Annotated in this window: 15 protein-coding genes; 12 read left to right on the top strand and 3 right to left on the bottom strand. The window is 31.3% G+C overall.

What is annotated here, in order from left to right:
- Positions 1–3 precede the first annotated feature (3 nt).
- The 3 genes from CPG45_RS04820 to CPG45_RS04810 are packed head-to-tail and all read left to right on the top strand — an operon-like array spanning position 4 to position 2,039.
- A complete protein-coding gene (locus CPG45_RS04820; RefSeq protein ID WP_096230876.1) occupies positions 4–801 on the top strand; it encodes an ABC transporter permease subunit in 798 nt (265 codons plus the stop codon).
- Between the two features lie 14 nt (positions 802–815).
- Positions 816–1,616 (top strand): ABC transporter permease subunit, encoded by an 801-nt coding sequence (locus CPG45_RS04815; protein WP_096230875.1) that lies wholly within the window; start codon positions 816–818, stop codon positions 1,614–1,616.
- A 60-nt stretch (positions 1,617–1,676) separates the two neighbouring features.
- On the top strand, positions 1,677–2,039 hold the full coding sequence (locus tag CPG45_RS04810) for a hypothetical protein (RefSeq protein ID WP_096230874.1): 363 nt from the start codon (positions 1,677–1,679) through the stop codon (positions 2,037–2,039).
- A gap of 246 nt (positions 2,040–2,285) precedes the next feature.
- Here the strand turns inward: CPG45_RS04810 and CPG45_RS04805 are convergent, their stop codons facing one another.
- The gene (locus tag CPG45_RS04805) at positions 2,286–3,203 is read right to left on the bottom strand and encodes an aldo/keto reductase (protein WP_096230873.1); all 918 of its coding nucleotides are present in this window, start codon (positions 3,201–3,203) and stop codon (positions 2,286–2,288) included.
- Between the two features lie 154 nt (positions 3,204–3,357).
- Between CPG45_RS04805 and CPG45_RS04800 the strand changes: the two genes are divergently transcribed.
- Positions 3,358–4,137, top strand: a complete 780-nt coding sequence (locus tag CPG45_RS04800) for a serine hydrolase (protein WP_096230872.1) — start codon at positions 3,358–3,360, stop codon at positions 4,135–4,137.
- Between the two features lie 169 nt (positions 4,138–4,306).
- Here the strand turns inward: CPG45_RS04800 and CPG45_RS04795 are convergent, their stop codons facing one another.
- Positions 4,307–6,403, bottom strand: a complete 2,097-nt coding sequence (locus tag CPG45_RS04795) for a heavy metal translocating P-type ATPase (protein ID WP_096230871.1) — start codon at positions 6,401–6,403, stop codon at positions 4,307–4,309.
- 21 nt (positions 6,404–6,424) lie between these two features.
- Positions 6,425–6,790, bottom strand: a complete 366-nt coding sequence (locus tag CPG45_RS04790; protein WP_096230870.1) for an ArsR/SmtB family transcription factor — start codon at positions 6,788–6,790, stop codon at positions 6,425–6,427.
- 227 nt (positions 6,791–7,017) lie between these two features.
- On the opposite strand from CPG45_RS04790, the gene CPG45_RS04785 reads away from it, so the two are divergent.
- From CPG45_RS04785 to CPG45_RS04750, 8 genes are all read left to right on the top strand, one after another.
- Positions 7,018–7,590 carry a TetR/AcrR family transcriptional regulator gene (locus tag CPG45_RS04785; protein ID WP_096230869.1) on the top strand — a complete coding sequence of 191 codons (573 nt, stop codon included), beginning with the start codon at positions 7,018–7,020 and terminating at the stop codon, positions 7,588–7,590.
- Positions 7,591–7,687: 97 nt separating this feature from the next.
- Complete coding sequence (locus CPG45_RS04780) at positions 7,688–9,901, top strand: YhgE/Pip domain-containing protein (RefSeq protein WP_096230868.1); 2,214 nt, start codon at positions 7,688–7,690, stop codon at positions 9,899–9,901.
- A 149-nt stretch (positions 9,902–10,050) separates the two neighbouring features.
- Positions 10,051–10,365 carry a hypothetical protein gene (locus CPG45_RS04775; RefSeq protein ID WP_096230867.1) on the top strand — a complete coding sequence of 105 codons (315 nt, stop codon included), beginning with the start codon at positions 10,051–10,053 and terminating at the stop codon, positions 10,363–10,365.
- Between the two features lie 13 nt (positions 10,366–10,378).
- The gene (locus CPG45_RS04770; protein WP_096230866.1) at positions 10,379–11,422 is read left to right on the top strand and encodes a V-type ATPase subunit; all 1,044 of its coding nucleotides are present in this window, start codon (positions 10,379–10,381) and stop codon (positions 11,420–11,422) included.
- A gap of 15 nt (positions 11,423–11,437) precedes the next feature.
- A complete protein-coding gene (locus CPG45_RS04765; RefSeq protein ID WP_096230865.1) occupies positions 11,438–13,489 on the top strand; it encodes a V-type ATP synthase subunit I in 2,052 nt (683 codons plus the stop codon).
- Positions 13,490–13,522: 33 nt separating this feature from the next.
- The gene (locus CPG45_RS04760; protein ID WP_096230864.1) at positions 13,523–13,933 is read left to right on the top strand and encodes an ATP synthase subunit C; all 411 of its coding nucleotides are present in this window, start codon (positions 13,523–13,525) and stop codon (positions 13,931–13,933) included.
- A gap of 28 nt (positions 13,934–13,961) precedes the next feature.
- The gene (locus CPG45_RS04755; protein WP_096230863.1) at positions 13,962–14,270 is read left to right on the top strand and encodes a V-type ATP synthase subunit F; all 309 of its coding nucleotides are present in this window, start codon (positions 13,962–13,964) and stop codon (positions 14,268–14,270) included.
- A 9-nt stretch (positions 14,271–14,279) separates the two neighbouring features.
- The gene (locus CPG45_RS04750) at positions 14,280–14,906 is read left to right on the top strand and encodes a V-type ATP synthase subunit E (protein WP_096230862.1); all 627 of its coding nucleotides are present in this window, start codon (positions 14,280–14,282) and stop codon (positions 14,904–14,906) included.

Raw genomic sequence — 14,906 nt, 5'->3', positions numbered from 1 at the left:
GCTATGAATATGTTTTTACATGAATTGAAGGCATACAGAAAGTCAACAATCATATGGAGTGCCTCATTAGCAGCATTGGTAATACTTTTTCTTTCATTATATCCTTCCTTTGCTAGTAGTGCTTCCGATGTTAAGAAGATACTAGAAGGCTACCCTGAACCGGTTAGAAGAGCCTTTGGAGTTTCCATAGATGAAATTACTAAATTTATGAGTTTTTACTCATTTGTATTTGCTTATGTCGTGCTATGTGGTGCTATACAGGCGATGAATCTCGGTATTTCTACAATATCAAAGGAAGTACGAGGAAAGACAGCAGATTTCCTTTTATCAAAGCCAGTTACACGTAATCAAATCATGACATCTAAGCTTTTAGCAGTTTTGACAACTATACTTATAACAAATGTTGTATATTTGATTGCTGCATATGTAATGGCAACAGCAGTGGCGACAGAAGCATTTAGTGTGAAGACATTTTTTATGATCTCAATTACACTGTTCTTTATTCAGATTATATTTTTGTTATTGGGTGTCATTGTTTCGGTAATAGTACCAAAAATTAAATCGACAATCTCAATTTCTCTTGGGACTGTATTTGCTTTTTATACAATAGGGATATTTCAATCTACATTAAATGATAAAACAATGAAATATTTAACACCATTTAAATATTTTGACACCGAATATATCATCAAGAATGTGTCATATGAAATGTCTTTTGTTATTATATCAATTATAATTATAATTGCTTCTATTGTTGCAAGTTATATGATTTATTCAAAAAAAGATGTCCATGCAGTTTAGAGGAGGTTTATGTTATGAATATATATATTAGAGAGATGAAAGCTCATAGAAAATCTCTGATTTTTTGGTGTGTAGGCATTTTTTTACTTATAGCGGCGTCTATGGAGAAATATGCTGCAAGTTCTTTAGTATCAGGCCAATCAATGAATGACCTTATTTCTAAAATGCCGAAAGCGGTACAATCTATGTTTGGTGCAGGTACCTTTGATTTGTCGAAAGCGATTGGATATTATGGAGTAATATTTATTTATATTATATTAATGGCCACAATACATGCATCAATAATTGGTGCAAATATTATTTCAAAGGAAGAAGAGGATAAAACAGCAGAATTTTTGTTTTCAAAACCTGCTTCGAGAATGAAAATAATAACATCTAAGCTGCTTGCTGCTTTTACGAATATAATAGTATTCAATGTAGTTACATCACTATCTTCAATAGTATTTGTAAAGCATTTTAGCAAAGGTGAAGCAGTAACGGGTGATATTGCTAAATTAATGATCGGGATGTTTATATTACAATTAATATTTATGTCATTTGGAATGGGATTAGCAGCCGTAAGTAAAAATCCTAAAATAGCTTTACCAACTACAACTGGTGCTATGCTGGTAACTTATATTCTATCATTGGCTATTGATATAAATAGTAAACTTGATAACTTAAAGTATTTCACACCATTTAAATACTTTGATGCAAAAAATTTGTTATATGGAAAAGGATTTGAGCCTATTTATATTATATTGTCTGCTGTCATTATTGTTGTATTATTCGGTGTAACATATATATTTTATGAAAAAAGGGATTTAAAGATATAAATAGATATAGTGATTATAGCAAAACATAATAGGCTGCTTTATGTGTAGGAAGGGATATAAATGAATTGGGCTATTAGAAAACTTCAAGTGTACTTTGAGAATCCAGTTGAATATAGATTCCTTGCTACTGCATTTATTAATATACCAGATGAAGTAAAGAAAGATATTATGAACAGGCATGAAGAAATAACCTCAAAAATGATGCCGATAATAATGGATGGCATAGATTATTCCAATTTTCGCAAGGATATTGATGTTAATAAAGCTTTAAATTTCATCATCGCTGCTATTGAAGCAATAGGCAATAAATACTTGGAAATGTATAAACAAGACTTTGATGAAGCGATTTCAAATATGGATAAGATTATAGAGGATTTTAAAGAGTATATTGAAATGCTAAAATATGGTGTTTATGAAAGGTAATTTATCAAGGGGATGTGGGGCCGCAAATCCATCATTCTGAGTGATGCGAAGAATCTAAAAAGATATTAGCCACTCTCTATAATTACTTGATAATAATTGATAGACAATGGCTATTTTCATTTAAAAACCAGATGGTGTAAGATGCAGTAAGAAAAGTAAGAAGTTCACTTGACGATGGCAATTGCGGTGATATTGCACAATGCGAATGGGGACTAAGTATCTAAAAAGTCCTGAGTGTGCTTTTAGCTATGGAATCATGTTTCCTGCAGCTTTATATATTTCGTACCATTCTTGTCTTGTAAGTTCTACATCGGATGCTTTTAATATGTCCTTTAACCGATCTGATTTTGTTGTACCAACAATTACTTGTATTTTAGCCGGATGCCTTAATATCCATGCAACAGCAATTGCTGAATTTGACACACCTTTTGCCGCTGCTATTTCATCAATTTTTTTATTTAGCTCTGGGAATTTATCATTATTTAAGAAAACACCATCAAAAAAGCCATATTGGAAAGGTGACCATGCTTGAATTGTGATATTCTTAAGACGGCAATAATCCAATATACTTCCATCCCTGTCAGTTGAGCCATCGACTTTCGTATTTACGTGTATACCTTGGTCTATCATACCACTATGTTTGATACTCAATTGCAACTGGTTTATGATAAGTTTATGATTTAAATATTTGCTAAGCAATTCTATCTGCATAGGATTGTGGTTGCTAACACCGAAATATCTGACTTTACCGCTACTATGTAATATAGCAAATGCTTCAGCAACTTCTTCAGGCTCTACAAGTGCATCTGGACGATGTAAAAGCAATACGTCTATGTAATCGGTGTTAAGGCGTTTCAGGCTGCCATCGACAGCTTCTAAAATGTGCTCCTTAGAAAAATCATAATATCCCTTTCGAATACCGCATTTTGTTTGAAGATATATTTTTTCTCTGCTGATTCCTAATGTGTCAAAAGCTTTTGCGAATACTTCTTCGGCTCTGCCATTGCTGTAAATATCGGCGTGGTCAAAAAAGTTTATGCCACCATCAAAAGCAGTACTGATAAGATTAGCAACATCTTTTACCGGAAGATCTGCAATCCTCATACAACCAAGCGCAATCTCTGATGCATTAATCTCTCCATTGGCAATCTTTATATTCTTCATTAAAAAACCTCCTTAATAAATATTACTACCTAACTAGATTATACAATAACATTTATTAAAAACAAATTAATATCAATAATAAAATTGTACTGGATTTTTTCTAAAAATATGTTTATTATTAAATCGTATAAATATATGATAAGGAAGTGCTATTATGGGGCTTTATGAAAATATTCAAAATTTAATAAAAAGCACGTCAGGAAATGTGGGTGCTTCTATAAAAAATTTAAAAACAGGTGAAACCATAAATATAAATGAAAATTTAGTGTTTCCATCCGCAAGTACAATTAAAATTGTTATTATGGCAGAGATATTGAGAAAGGTTAAGGAAGGGTTTATAAGACTCAATGATAATATAATATTATCAAATTTCATGAAAACCGGTGGAAGCGGCATTTTACACGAATTAAATAGTGGACATAAATTTACAATAGAAGAGCTCATAACATTAATGATAATCATAAGCGACAATACAGCGACAAATATTCTTATTGATATAGCGGACATGAAAAACGTCAATAATATGGCGGTAAGTCTTGGAATGTCACATACAAAGCTTCAGAGAAAGATGATGGATTTCGAAGCTGCTAGATGCGGTAAAGAAAATTATACATGTGCAGCAGATATGACACATATATTAGAGCTTATCAATGATGGAAAAGTAATCAATAAAGAGTACAGCAATATGATGCTTGACATTTTAAAAAGGCAGCAAGATTTAGGCAGGCTTGATCTATATCTACCTGAGAATACAATTATAGCACATAAACCAGGTGAACTTGACTTTCTTGAACACGACGTAGGGATTGTGTATCTTAAGAATTGCACATACATAATAAGCGTGCTGACAAATAAAATGAAGACAAATTTAGAAGGCAGAAAGACAATAGGGAAAATATCTAAGATGGTATATGACGAATATATAAAATTATAATGATCTTCATTAATCATAATAAATAATCTTTATTGGCGTAAACAAAGCTTTTATTTTTAAAATTATCTGCTGTAATCTATAGAAGATCTCACATTGGAAAGTTTCAATATATGGAAGAAATAGGTAGTTTGAACTACCTATTCTTTTTATAGCTTTTAATTCTATTATTCTATTTTGCCCTAAGCACTCTTAGTGCATTAAATACCGCTAAAAGTGTGACACCAACGTCAGCAAATACTGCCTCCCACATGCTAGCAAGACCTATTGCGCCAAGTGTTAAAACTGCTAATTTTACTCCAAGTGATATGACTATATTTTCCCACACTATTTTGTGGGTTTTCTTTGCTATTTTTATAGCATCTACTAGTTTTATTGGTTCATCTGTCATTAAGACGACATCAGCGGCTTCAATTGCGGCATCTGAACCAAGGCCACCCATTGCGACACCTACATCTGCTCTAGTTAGAACAGGTGCATCATTAATACCGTCGCCTACAAATATGAGTTTTCCATTTGATGACTTTTCAGCAGATAGTTTTTCGAGGACTTCTACTTTTCCATCCGGCAGTAGGTCTGTATAAACAGCATCAAGACCTAGCTCATTGGATATCTTTTCACCGACTTCTTTTCTGTCACCAGTTAGCATAACAAGTTTATTAATGCCAATTTCCTTGAGTGCTTTTACAGCTTCTTTAGAATCCTTTTTGACCTCATCAGATATTACGATGTATCCAGCATATTTTTTATCTACAGCGATATACACTATGCTTCCATAACAATTTGCCTTGTCATATGATATATTTAGGCTGTCCATAAATCTCGAATTACCTGCAAGAATCTCTTTGTCGTCTATTTTGACCTTTATACCGCTGCCAGATATTTCACTATAATCTTTGATTTTATCTTTATCAATATCTTTTCCATAAGCTTTAACAATAGATGATGCTATAGGGTGGTTTGAATAATATTCTGCATATGCGGCATATCTTAATAGCTCATCTTTTTTTATAGAATCAATTGCGTGTATTTCTGTCACATTGAAAGTGCCTTTTGTCAATGTTCCTGTTTTGTCAAAAACTATTGTATCAACATCATTTAATGCTTCTAAATAATTGCCACCTTTTACAAGTATGCCGTTTTTTGATGCAGCACCAATGCCACCAAAAAAGCTCAATGGTATTGATATCATAAGCGCGCATGGACAAGAAATTACGAGGAATACTAAAGCTCTATAGATCCAATCTAAAAATCCTTCATGTAAAACGACAGGTGGTATAATTGCGATTGCCAATGCAGATAATGTTACAATTGGTGTATAATACCTTGCAAATTTCGTTATAAAATTCTCTGTAGGAGCTTTTTTGCTGTTGGCATTTTCAACTAAATCGAGAATTTTTGATACTGTAGATTCTTTAAATTCTTTTTCTACTTTAATAGTAAGAAGGCCATTTTTATTAATAAAACCACTTAATACTGATGATCCAATATTAACTTCTCTTGGGACAGATTCACCTGTCAATGATGAAGTATCTACAAATGATTTTCCGCCTATTACCACACCATCAAGAGGAATTTTTTCACCAGCTTTAACAACTATGATATCACCTATATTGATATCTTCCGGTGATACTCTTTTTATTTCATCGCCTAATTTTAAATTTGCATAATCAGGCCTTATATCCATCAAATCCTTTATGGACCTCTTAGAATGATCGACAGCATAATCTTGTAAAAGCATACCTATTTGATAAAAAAGCATGACTGCAACACCTTCAGAGTATCTTCCAATCGCAAATGCACCAATTGTTGATACGCTCATGAGAAAATGCTCATCAAATAATTGTCCTTTTAAGATTTTTTGAGTAGCAAAAAAGACTATTTCTCCACCTGAAATGATATAGCTTATAAAAAATAATGAAAACTTTATATATATGGGAAAATTAAATATAATCGGGATTATAAATAAAATTGCCGCCATACCATATTGGATTACTTTTTTTAATATTTTGCTTTTGTCATTGGTTACCGTTTTATTTTCATAATCAATGACATCAACATTAGGTTCTATATCTTTTACGATCTTTCTTATCTTATCACTTATTTTATTTAGTTTTTGTGCGTCTTCTATTTCAATTAAAAGTTTGTTATTTACTAAATCTATGACAGCATTATTTACATCATCTATTTTTTTAGCGCTATCTTCTATCTTTGCGGCACAACTTGCACAATCTAGACCTTCTAATATATAGATTTTTTTTTGGCTCATATTTACAACTCCCCCCCTAAATTATTCTTCTATATGATTGAATCCTTCACCAAAAATCTTTATGACATGGTCATCTGCTAATGAATAGTAAACAATTTTACCTTCTTTTCTGTATTTAACCAATTTACTCTGCTTTAAAACCCTAAGCTGATGTGATACTGCTGACTGATTCATACCAAGAAGTGCTGCAATATCACAGACGCACATTTCAGATTCAAATAGGGCACATAATATCTTTATCCTTGTTGTATCGCCAAATACTTTGAAAAGTTCTGCAAGGTCATATAATTTTGTTTCCTCAGGCATAATCTTTTTGACTTTATTTACGACATCTTCATGTATAACAGTTACCTCACATACATCATTATTAATTTTATTATCATTCATAAAAACACCTCATTAATTGAATATATGAATAATCGTTCATATATATTTTATGATTAATATTTAGTAATGTCAACAAACTATTTTAAATTAACATCTATTAAGAAAACGTCATAGCAATAATCTATAAAATGCATTATAATATTATTATGGAAATAAATATATTTTGCTATAATAATCTGTATAATATTAGAGGATAGTTCTTTAATAATGTAAAGGAAGCATTTGAGATGAATAAAACTAAGGAAAAAATATTTAATGCTGCAATTGATATATTTTCAAAAAAAGGTTTTTACAAGGCTACTATGGATGAAATAGCTGAAAAAGCAGGTGTTGCCAAAGGTACATTATATTATCACTTTAAAAGCAAAGATGAAATTTTAGAATTTTTGATAATGGAAGGTCTATCACTTTTAAGAAACCAAATAATCGATAATATAAATATATTAAAAAATTCTATAGAAAAATTAAGAGAAATAATTATAGTACAATCAAATTTTTTGTGCAAGTATAAAGACTTTGTACTAATACTGCTAAGTCAGCTGTGGGGTAAAGAAGAAATACAAAGTAGTTTCAGAGAGAAGATATATGATTATTTGAAGATAATCGAAGATATTATTGATGAGGGAATAAAGGAAAAGCTCATTGTGAAATGTGATAAAAAATTAGTTTCATCAGTATTTTTTGGGATGATCAGTTCGCTAGTTATTTTTCAACTCAGAAATAATGACATTATTGACCCGGAATATATAGCAGATAATGTAATAAAATACACGTTTAATGGAATCCATTATAGAGATTAATTTCTATAATGGATTTTTTCTTGACAATTATAAAACATGATACTATAATGAATTCAAACTGACCGGTCAGTATAATTAGTGAGGAGGTATTTAAAACATGGGTAAAGTAGTAGCAAATGAGATAAAAAGATTAATTCAAAATCGATTTATCAGGTTAGCTGTAATTGTCATTGTTTTTATGCCACTACTATATAGTTTTCTATATCTATATGCATTTTGGGATCCATATGGAAAACTAGACAAGCTTCCTATTGCCGTTGTAAATCAGGATAAAGATGTTATTTACAATGGCAAGAGTGCAAACTTTGGTGTTGATATAATAAAAGAATTAAAGAAAAGCAAAGATTTCAAATGGAGTTTTGTAAGTTATAGCAATGGTATAGATGGTTTGAAAGGTAATAAGTATTATTTTATGATAGTAATACCTGAAAACTTTACAAAAAATATATTAAGCGTTGACAGCAGCAATATTAAAAAAGCTCACATTCAGTATATAACAAATGATAAAAAGAATTTTCTTGCAACACAGCTTGGGAATAAGGCTATTGAAAATATAACACAAAAAATATCTAATACTATAAGAAAGGGATATATAGATACTGTTTTTACTAATATAAAGGATATGGGTAATGGTTTGAGATTGGCTTCAGATGCAGAGAATGAATTATCATTAGGTACTGAGAAAATTAATGATGGAATGAAAAAATTAAATAATGGTATTGAAAGTGCCTTAATCGGTTCAAATCAGCTAAGAGATGGCTTATATAATATAAAAAATGGAACACAAAATGCAGCTAATGGTGCTTCAAATCTATATAATGGTGCTGGCTTGTTATCAGAAAAACTCGATGAAGTTAGTAAGAGCAGTTATTTACTTACGAATGGAATTAGTGATTTGAATAAAGGATTAAACGGTGTAAACCAAGGGCTAAATACTATAAAACAAAGTATAGATAATTTAAAAAATGGTGTAGCGACTGTTTCTGAGGGATATAATCAAATTGGCGGGAAAATATCATCTTTTTCAAATAATGTTGTTACGATGGGCAATGGAATCAGTAGCATTACATCTGCATTAAATAATGCGCAAATAGCGATGAATGATTACGCTAAAAAACACCCTGATGCGATGAATGATACAGATTTCAAACAGGCAATTTTGGAAATATCACAATCGAATATTGGATTAAAACAAATAAGTACTAATTTAAACAATAATATGCCCGACATAACCAAACTAAACAATTCGCTTGCTGAATTAAATAAGGCAACAGGTGATATAAAAAATGGATTTGACAAACTTTCAAGCGGAATATCACAACTACAACTGGTTTCATCTCAGCTTAAAGATGGTGGTAATAATTTAAATGAGGGATTTTCACAATATTCCGGGGGAATTGCTTTAATTAATCAGAAAATGAAAGAAGTTTCCGGTGGACTTGGAGAATTAAATAGTGGATTAAAAAGTTTAGATGATGGTACACAGAAATTATATTATGGTGCTATTAAGCTCAACGATGGTTTAGCAACACTGAGCAATGGAGGAAATAATCTCAAAGACAATATGCAGAAATTAAATGATAGCCAGCAATTGTTGTCTAAAAAGCTCAATGATGCTTCAAATAAAATAGATTTAACAAGTATTAATGATAAAAAAAGTAATATGATAAATGAACCGATAGTACTCGATACGAGGAGATTAAATCCTGTTGCAAATTATGGAATTGGATTTGCACCATATTTTATCCCCTTGTCACTGTGGGTTGGTGCACTTATCTTATTTTTTCTCATTGATATATTTGATAGAAGAGGGTATGCAAAAGAAAGCAATGCTTCTATTATTATGGGTAAATTCATAAGTCTTTGCATCTTGGGTATTTTGCAATCAATTGTATCAAGCTTCGTGTTAATTGAGGTACTCAAGCTGCCAGTAAATAATCTATTTTATTATTATCTGATAAATGCATTAATGTCAGCAGTTTTTGTTGCTATAATCGGGTTTTTCGTTATGCTATTTGGAATGGCTGGAAAGTTTCTGGCTATCGTACTTCTGATGTTACAGCTGACATCATCAGGTGGTGTTTTTCCAATGGAACTTGTGCCGAGATTTTTCAATATAATTAACCCGTATTTCCCAATGACATATGGGACACAGGCATTGAGAGAAGCTATTTCCGGAACCAATTATAGCCTTATGTTAAATGACTTGCTTATATTAGCAGGGTTTGGAATTGTGTTCATGCTTTTATCAGTTTTACTCGCAGAAAAGGTTGGAGATTCAAATATAATAGATGAGAAATTAAGCTTATAAAATTCATTTTATGCATAAGAGATATTTGCTTACATTATTTATTTTTAAGCAAATGTCTCTTTTTAAATTTTATTTTATATTATTGCATAAAAGATGTATAATTAAATTAGTATGATAGTACCTTAAAAAATATTGAAGAAGGTGCGGATATGGAAGAGATATTAAACGAACTTGTTAATCTTGATTCTAAGATTACCGATATAAGCAGTAAGAGAGATAAAGATTTAAAGGATTTAGAGAATAAATTAAATGATGAACTCGAAGAAATAAAAAAGAGCATTAATACGGAAATCTTAAACGAATCAAAGTTAATTTATGAAAGTATAATTAAAGAAGGTAAAGATAGGGTAAAAGAAATCGAAGAAACAACAGAAAAAGAGATTGAAGACCTTGAGATGAAGTATAATAAAATCTATTATGATGCTTCACGTGATGTTTTTGCGCAATTATTTAATATGCGTTAAAGCGGTGATATAGATGGAAAATGTTACGAGGTTTGCTGCGGTTAATACAAAAATACGTTCATTGCAAGGTAAATTTTTAAAAGACAAAGATTATATAAACATGCTTGAAAAAAATTCTGTAAAAGATGTAGCAAATTATTTAAAAGATAATACATACTACGGTGAAATGTTACAAGATATCAATTTAGAAAATATCAGTAGAAGAGATCTTGAAAACATCTTGAGAAACTATCTAATAAAAAATGTAGAAAAGATTAGGCATTATTTTAATGGGAATTATAAAAAATTTATAAAATCATTGTACGTAAAATATGAAATAGAGGATTTAAAGAGCTTTGCAAGGCTTATATTTAATGGTACAGAATTGGACTCCTATGAAAAAACTTTTGTGTTTGTTGGAAAGTATAGTGATGTAGAACCTGAAAAAGTTTTCGCATCGAAGACAATCGGTGATTTAATAGGAGCCTTTGAAGGTTCCGAGTTTTACAAATATATAGAACCTATATTAAAGGGAAAGAGAAAAAGTTTATTTTATCTTGAGATGGCCCTCGACATGGCATATTACAGCATAATACAAAGGTACTGGAAGATGATATCAAAAAGTGACAGGCAAATCCTTGAAAAAATGGAAGGCATAATTGCGGACTTGTTTAATATCCAATGGATCTACCGTGGAATGAAGTTCTATAGTTTATCACCTGAGGAAATCCTCAATTATACGATTGATTTTGGAGATAAATTGACATATAACGAGAGAAAGGCACTATGTTATGCCAAAAGTCTTGATGAGTTTTTTGCACTTACGAAAGAATCAACACCATATTCGTTCCTCTTTAATAAAGAGATTATTGATTTATATATGGAGAGAAGAATCAATAGATATATATACTTCAAACTTAGAGCACTCGAAAGAACAGCGATGATGAATATTATACATGTAGTAGCATATATACTGTTTTTAGAATTCGAGATAAGAGATATAATATCTATCACAGAAAGTATCAGGTATAACATGCCATTTGATGAAGCAAAAAAATTCCTTATTAGGGAAATATGATAGGGGGGGTCGAAATTGGCAGTTGAAAAGATGAAAGTTTTTGGCATGATAGGTTCTATTAAAGATATGAATAAAGCTTTAAGATTAGCTCTTATTGATGGCAGCATCCATATGATAAATGCCCTAAGCTATTTAAATTCTAGTAATTTTATGATGCCTCCATCAGAAGAAAATGTGGAAGCATTAAAGGAAATGCCGTTTTTAAAACCTATCACGAAAAGAAGGGATTTTACAAATGACGAAAAGGTAATTAAAAAACTACTTGAGGTATTTGATTTAAAAGAGACTCTTAAACTCAAATATTTAGAAGAGGATTATGACTATGATAAATATATTGAAGAACTTAATATGATTTATAAACAGATTGAGTCAAAAGTCGATGAACTGGATAAGAAAAACAAGGAAATAGATAAACTTAAGGCTTATATGTCTAACCTTGAGCACCTTAAATATTTTAATATAGATATAAATATGCTGACGAATCTAAAGTATTTGTCATTTAAGCTTATAAGTTTGTCTAGGGAAAACTTTAAAAAACTTCAAAAAAACTACGATAATGTTCCAGCAATTGTAAAAAGGCTCGATGACCACGATGGCAATATCATATTATATGCTATAACGCCTAAGGTTCTGAATGAGACTGTTGAACGTATTTTTTCATCATTAAATTATACAGAACTGGAGCTTCCAAAGGATTATAGCGGTAATTCTATGCAGGTTATAAGTATTATAAACGATATTATAATTGCTAAGAAAAAAGAAATAGATGATATTATAGACTCTATAAAGGATATTAAAAGAGAATATCTAAAAACTGTTAAAGCAGCTTACACACGCTTATCCGTGGAAAAGAAAATCGAAGAGATGAAAACAGATATTGCATATGGCAATAACCTATTCTTCATGTTTGGATATGTTCCGGTAAATAGGATTGAAGGACTTAAAAAGATGCTTTATGATTCCATAGGTGGCGGCATATTGCTTATTGATGAGGACGCAAAAAATCTTATGCCCGCAATTACTCCACCAACACATCTAAAAAATAACTGGTTATTTAAGCCCTTTGAAACCCTAGTAAAGATGTATGGCGTGCCGACATACAATGAGAAAGATCCGACACCATTTTTTGCCATAACTTATATGCTCTTGTTTGGTGCGATGTTTGGAGACGTAGGACAGGGTTTAATCGGATTTCTTGGAGGTCTTTTACTAAACAAGAAGATGAAAAATTCAAATTTTGGAGGGATACTTGAAAGGCTCGGCCTTACATCGATGATCTTTGGTATACTATATGGTAGTGTCTTTGGCTCAGAAAAAATTATACCGGCACTATTATTAAGACCTATGTTAAATATTAATACGATGCTATTAAGTGCCGTCGTTCTTGGAATTATCCTCATTACAATAGGTTTTGTATATGGAATATACAATAGCAAGTTAAATAAAAATATTAAAGAAGGAATATTCGGCAGAAATGGGATAACAGGTCTAGTTTTCTATTGGGACTTACTCATAACGGCTTTATGTGTTGTAAATGGGACATATAAATATATTGAATTACAGGTTATTATAATGGTCGTATGTCTCATATTGATGCTATTTAAAGAACCTCTTTCAAATATCTTGATGAAGTCAAAAAAATTATACAATGAACCTGTTTCAGATTATTATGTCGAAGAGGGGTTTGGCGTAATAGAGACGATACTTTCAATGGTATCAAATACAATATCATTTATAAGGGTAGGAGCATTTGCACTTAATCACGTCGGTTTATATGTTGCTTTTGCTACAATGGCCAACATGATGAATACAAGGGCCGGAAGCATATTGATGCTTATAATCGGCAACGTAGTTATTATCGGATTAGAAGGACTTATAGTATTTATACAGGCATTGAGACTTGAATTTTATGAGCTTTTCAGCAAGTATTTTATAGGCGACGGCATAGAATATGAACCAGTTCATTTAAACTTTACTTACGAATACAGAAGGGCAAAAAGAGAAACAAGAAAACTAAAATTATCGAAACAGGCATATAGTTTGCTGAGTTTCATTCCTTTCACATAGCTTAAATATAAAAAATAAGAGGAGGAGATTTTGATGTTTAGTTTTGTCTATATAGCCGCATTTATCGTTCTTATTACTATTTGTGCTGGAATTTACATCTACAAGGGTGGAAAATTAATCAATGGCAGAAGGTTTTTCAAATTGAGTATTAGTTCATTTGCTGTCTTGATCGGCGCATTTTTAATAATGCTTGTGCCAGGTATTGCAAAAGCGGCAACACCAAATGACCAGAGCAAGGGTCTTGGTTATCTTGCGGCAGCTTTATCAACCGGACTTGCGACAATTGGCACCGGTTATGCAGTTGGTTCCGTTGGCTCATCTGCACTTGGCGCAGTATCAGAGGATCCAAAAATACTCGGAAAGACACTTATATTCGTAGGTCTTGCAGAAGGAATAGCAATATATGGTCTCATAGTATCTATCATGATATTTGGCAGATTGTAATTGTGACTTTGAAGGGAATGAAACAATTATGAAAGTTTATCTATTGAGTGATAATACTGATACATTGACAGGTATGAGGCTTGCAGGGATAGAAGGGATTGTCCTTCATGAAAGGGATGAAGTCTTAAAGGAACTTAAAAGGCTTATAAGTGATAAGAACATAGGTATTATTCTAATAACGGAACTGCTGTCTTCTAAAATCCAAGATGTAATAAAAGAAATAAGGCTTAAAAGAACTGTTCCAATTATTGTAGAAATACCAGATAGACATGGAAGTAGGATGCCGCAAGACTTTATAACACGCTATATAAGAGAGTCTATAGGGATAAAAATGTGAGGTGATATTATGCCGTCTATTCAGGATAAAGTAGCTCTTTTCAATAGAGTATTGTATGAAAATATTAATAAAGAATATGAAGAAAAAAAGAATGCGATATTAAAGAACTATGAAAATCAGAAAGCTGCTTTATTAGCAGAAAAAGAAAAAATAGAAAAACCTCTTAGAAATACATCTAAACAAAAGGCAGAGACAAAAAAGCAGCAGATGATATCTAAAGCCCAATATGAAAGGCATTATAAATTATTAAAAAAGAAAAAAGAGCTGGAGGAGAGGTTTTTTGCATATATTGTAGATTCTGCTCGTGAGTTTGTTAAAACAGAAGAGTATACAAAATTTTTATTTAACCTTATAAGTGACGCAATAAAAACACTTAACATTAATAATGAAGCACATTTCTATTTTACAAAAGATGATATAGAAAAACATGGGATCCAAATAGGTACAATATTGAATTCTAATTATGGTGGAAATTATTATATTGAAGAAGCAAAGATAGACATAATTGGTGGCTTTTATATTGAGACAACTGATATGGCAAAAAGGTTTGACGCAACGATTATGTCAATGATTGAAGAAAAGAGAAGTTTTATCGGCCAAAAGCTTAGTGAAAAGCTTGATAGCGTGCAGCTGTAA

Origin of the sequence: Thermoanaerobacterium sp. RBIITD (assembly GCF_900205865.1) — a bacterium.
GTDB lineage: Bacteria > Bacillota > Thermoanaerobacteria > Thermoanaerobacterales > Thermoanaerobacteraceae > Thermoanaerobacterium.
This window is presented reverse-complemented; position numbering and strand designations above follow the sequence as displayed.

Bases quoted from the DNA above. Each gene is read 5' to 3' on its own strand.
- CPG45_RS04770 (WP_096230866.1), top strand. From the start codon at position 10,379: ATGGAAAATGTTACGAGGTTTGCTGCGGTTAATACAAAAATACGTTCA.
- CPG45_RS04790 (WP_096230870.1), bottom strand. From the start codon at position 6,790: ATGAATGATAATAAAATTAATAATGATGTATGTGAGGTAACTGTTATA.
- CPG45_RS04795 (WP_096230871.1), bottom strand. From the start codon at position 6,403: ATGAGCCAAAAAAAAATCTATATATTAGAAGGTCTAGATTGTGCAAGT.
- CPG45_RS04820 (WP_096230876.1), top strand. From the start codon at position 4: ATGAATATGTTTTTACATGAATTGAAGGCATACAGAAAGTCAACAATC.
- CPG45_RS04775 (WP_096230867.1), top strand. From the start codon at position 10,051: ATGGAAGAGATATTAAACGAACTTGTTAATCTTGATTCTAAGATTACC.
- CPG45_RS04755 (WP_096230863.1), top strand. From the start codon at position 13,962: ATGAAAGTTTATCTATTGAGTGATAATACTGATACATTGACAGGTATG.
- CPG45_RS04760 (WP_096230864.1), top strand. From the start codon at position 13,523: ATGTTTAGTTTTGTCTATATAGCCGCATTTATCGTTCTTATTACTATT.
- CPG45_RS04800 (WP_096230872.1), top strand. From the start codon at position 3,358: ATGGGGCTTTATGAAAATATTCAAAATTTAATAAAAAGCACGTCAGGA.
- CPG45_RS04810 (WP_096230874.1), top strand. From the start codon at position 1,677: ATGAATTGGGCTATTAGAAAACTTCAAGTGTACTTTGAGAATCCAGTT.
- CPG45_RS04815 (WP_096230875.1), top strand. From the start codon at position 816: ATGAATATATATATTAGAGAGATGAAAGCTCATAGAAAATCTCTGATT.
- CPG45_RS04785 (WP_096230869.1), top strand. From the start codon at position 7,018: ATGAATAAAACTAAGGAAAAAATATTTAATGCTGCAATTGATATATTT.
- CPG45_RS04780 (WP_096230868.1), top strand. From the start codon at position 7,688: ATGGGTAAAGTAGTAGCAAATGAGATAAAAAGATTAATTCAAAATCGA.
- CPG45_RS04750 (WP_096230862.1), top strand. From the start codon at position 14,280: ATGCCGTCTATTCAGGATAAAGTAGCTCTTTTCAATAGAGTATTGTAT.
- CPG45_RS04805 (WP_096230873.1), bottom strand. From the start codon at position 3,203: ATGAAGAATATAAAGATTGCCAATGGAGAGATTAATGCATCAGAGATT.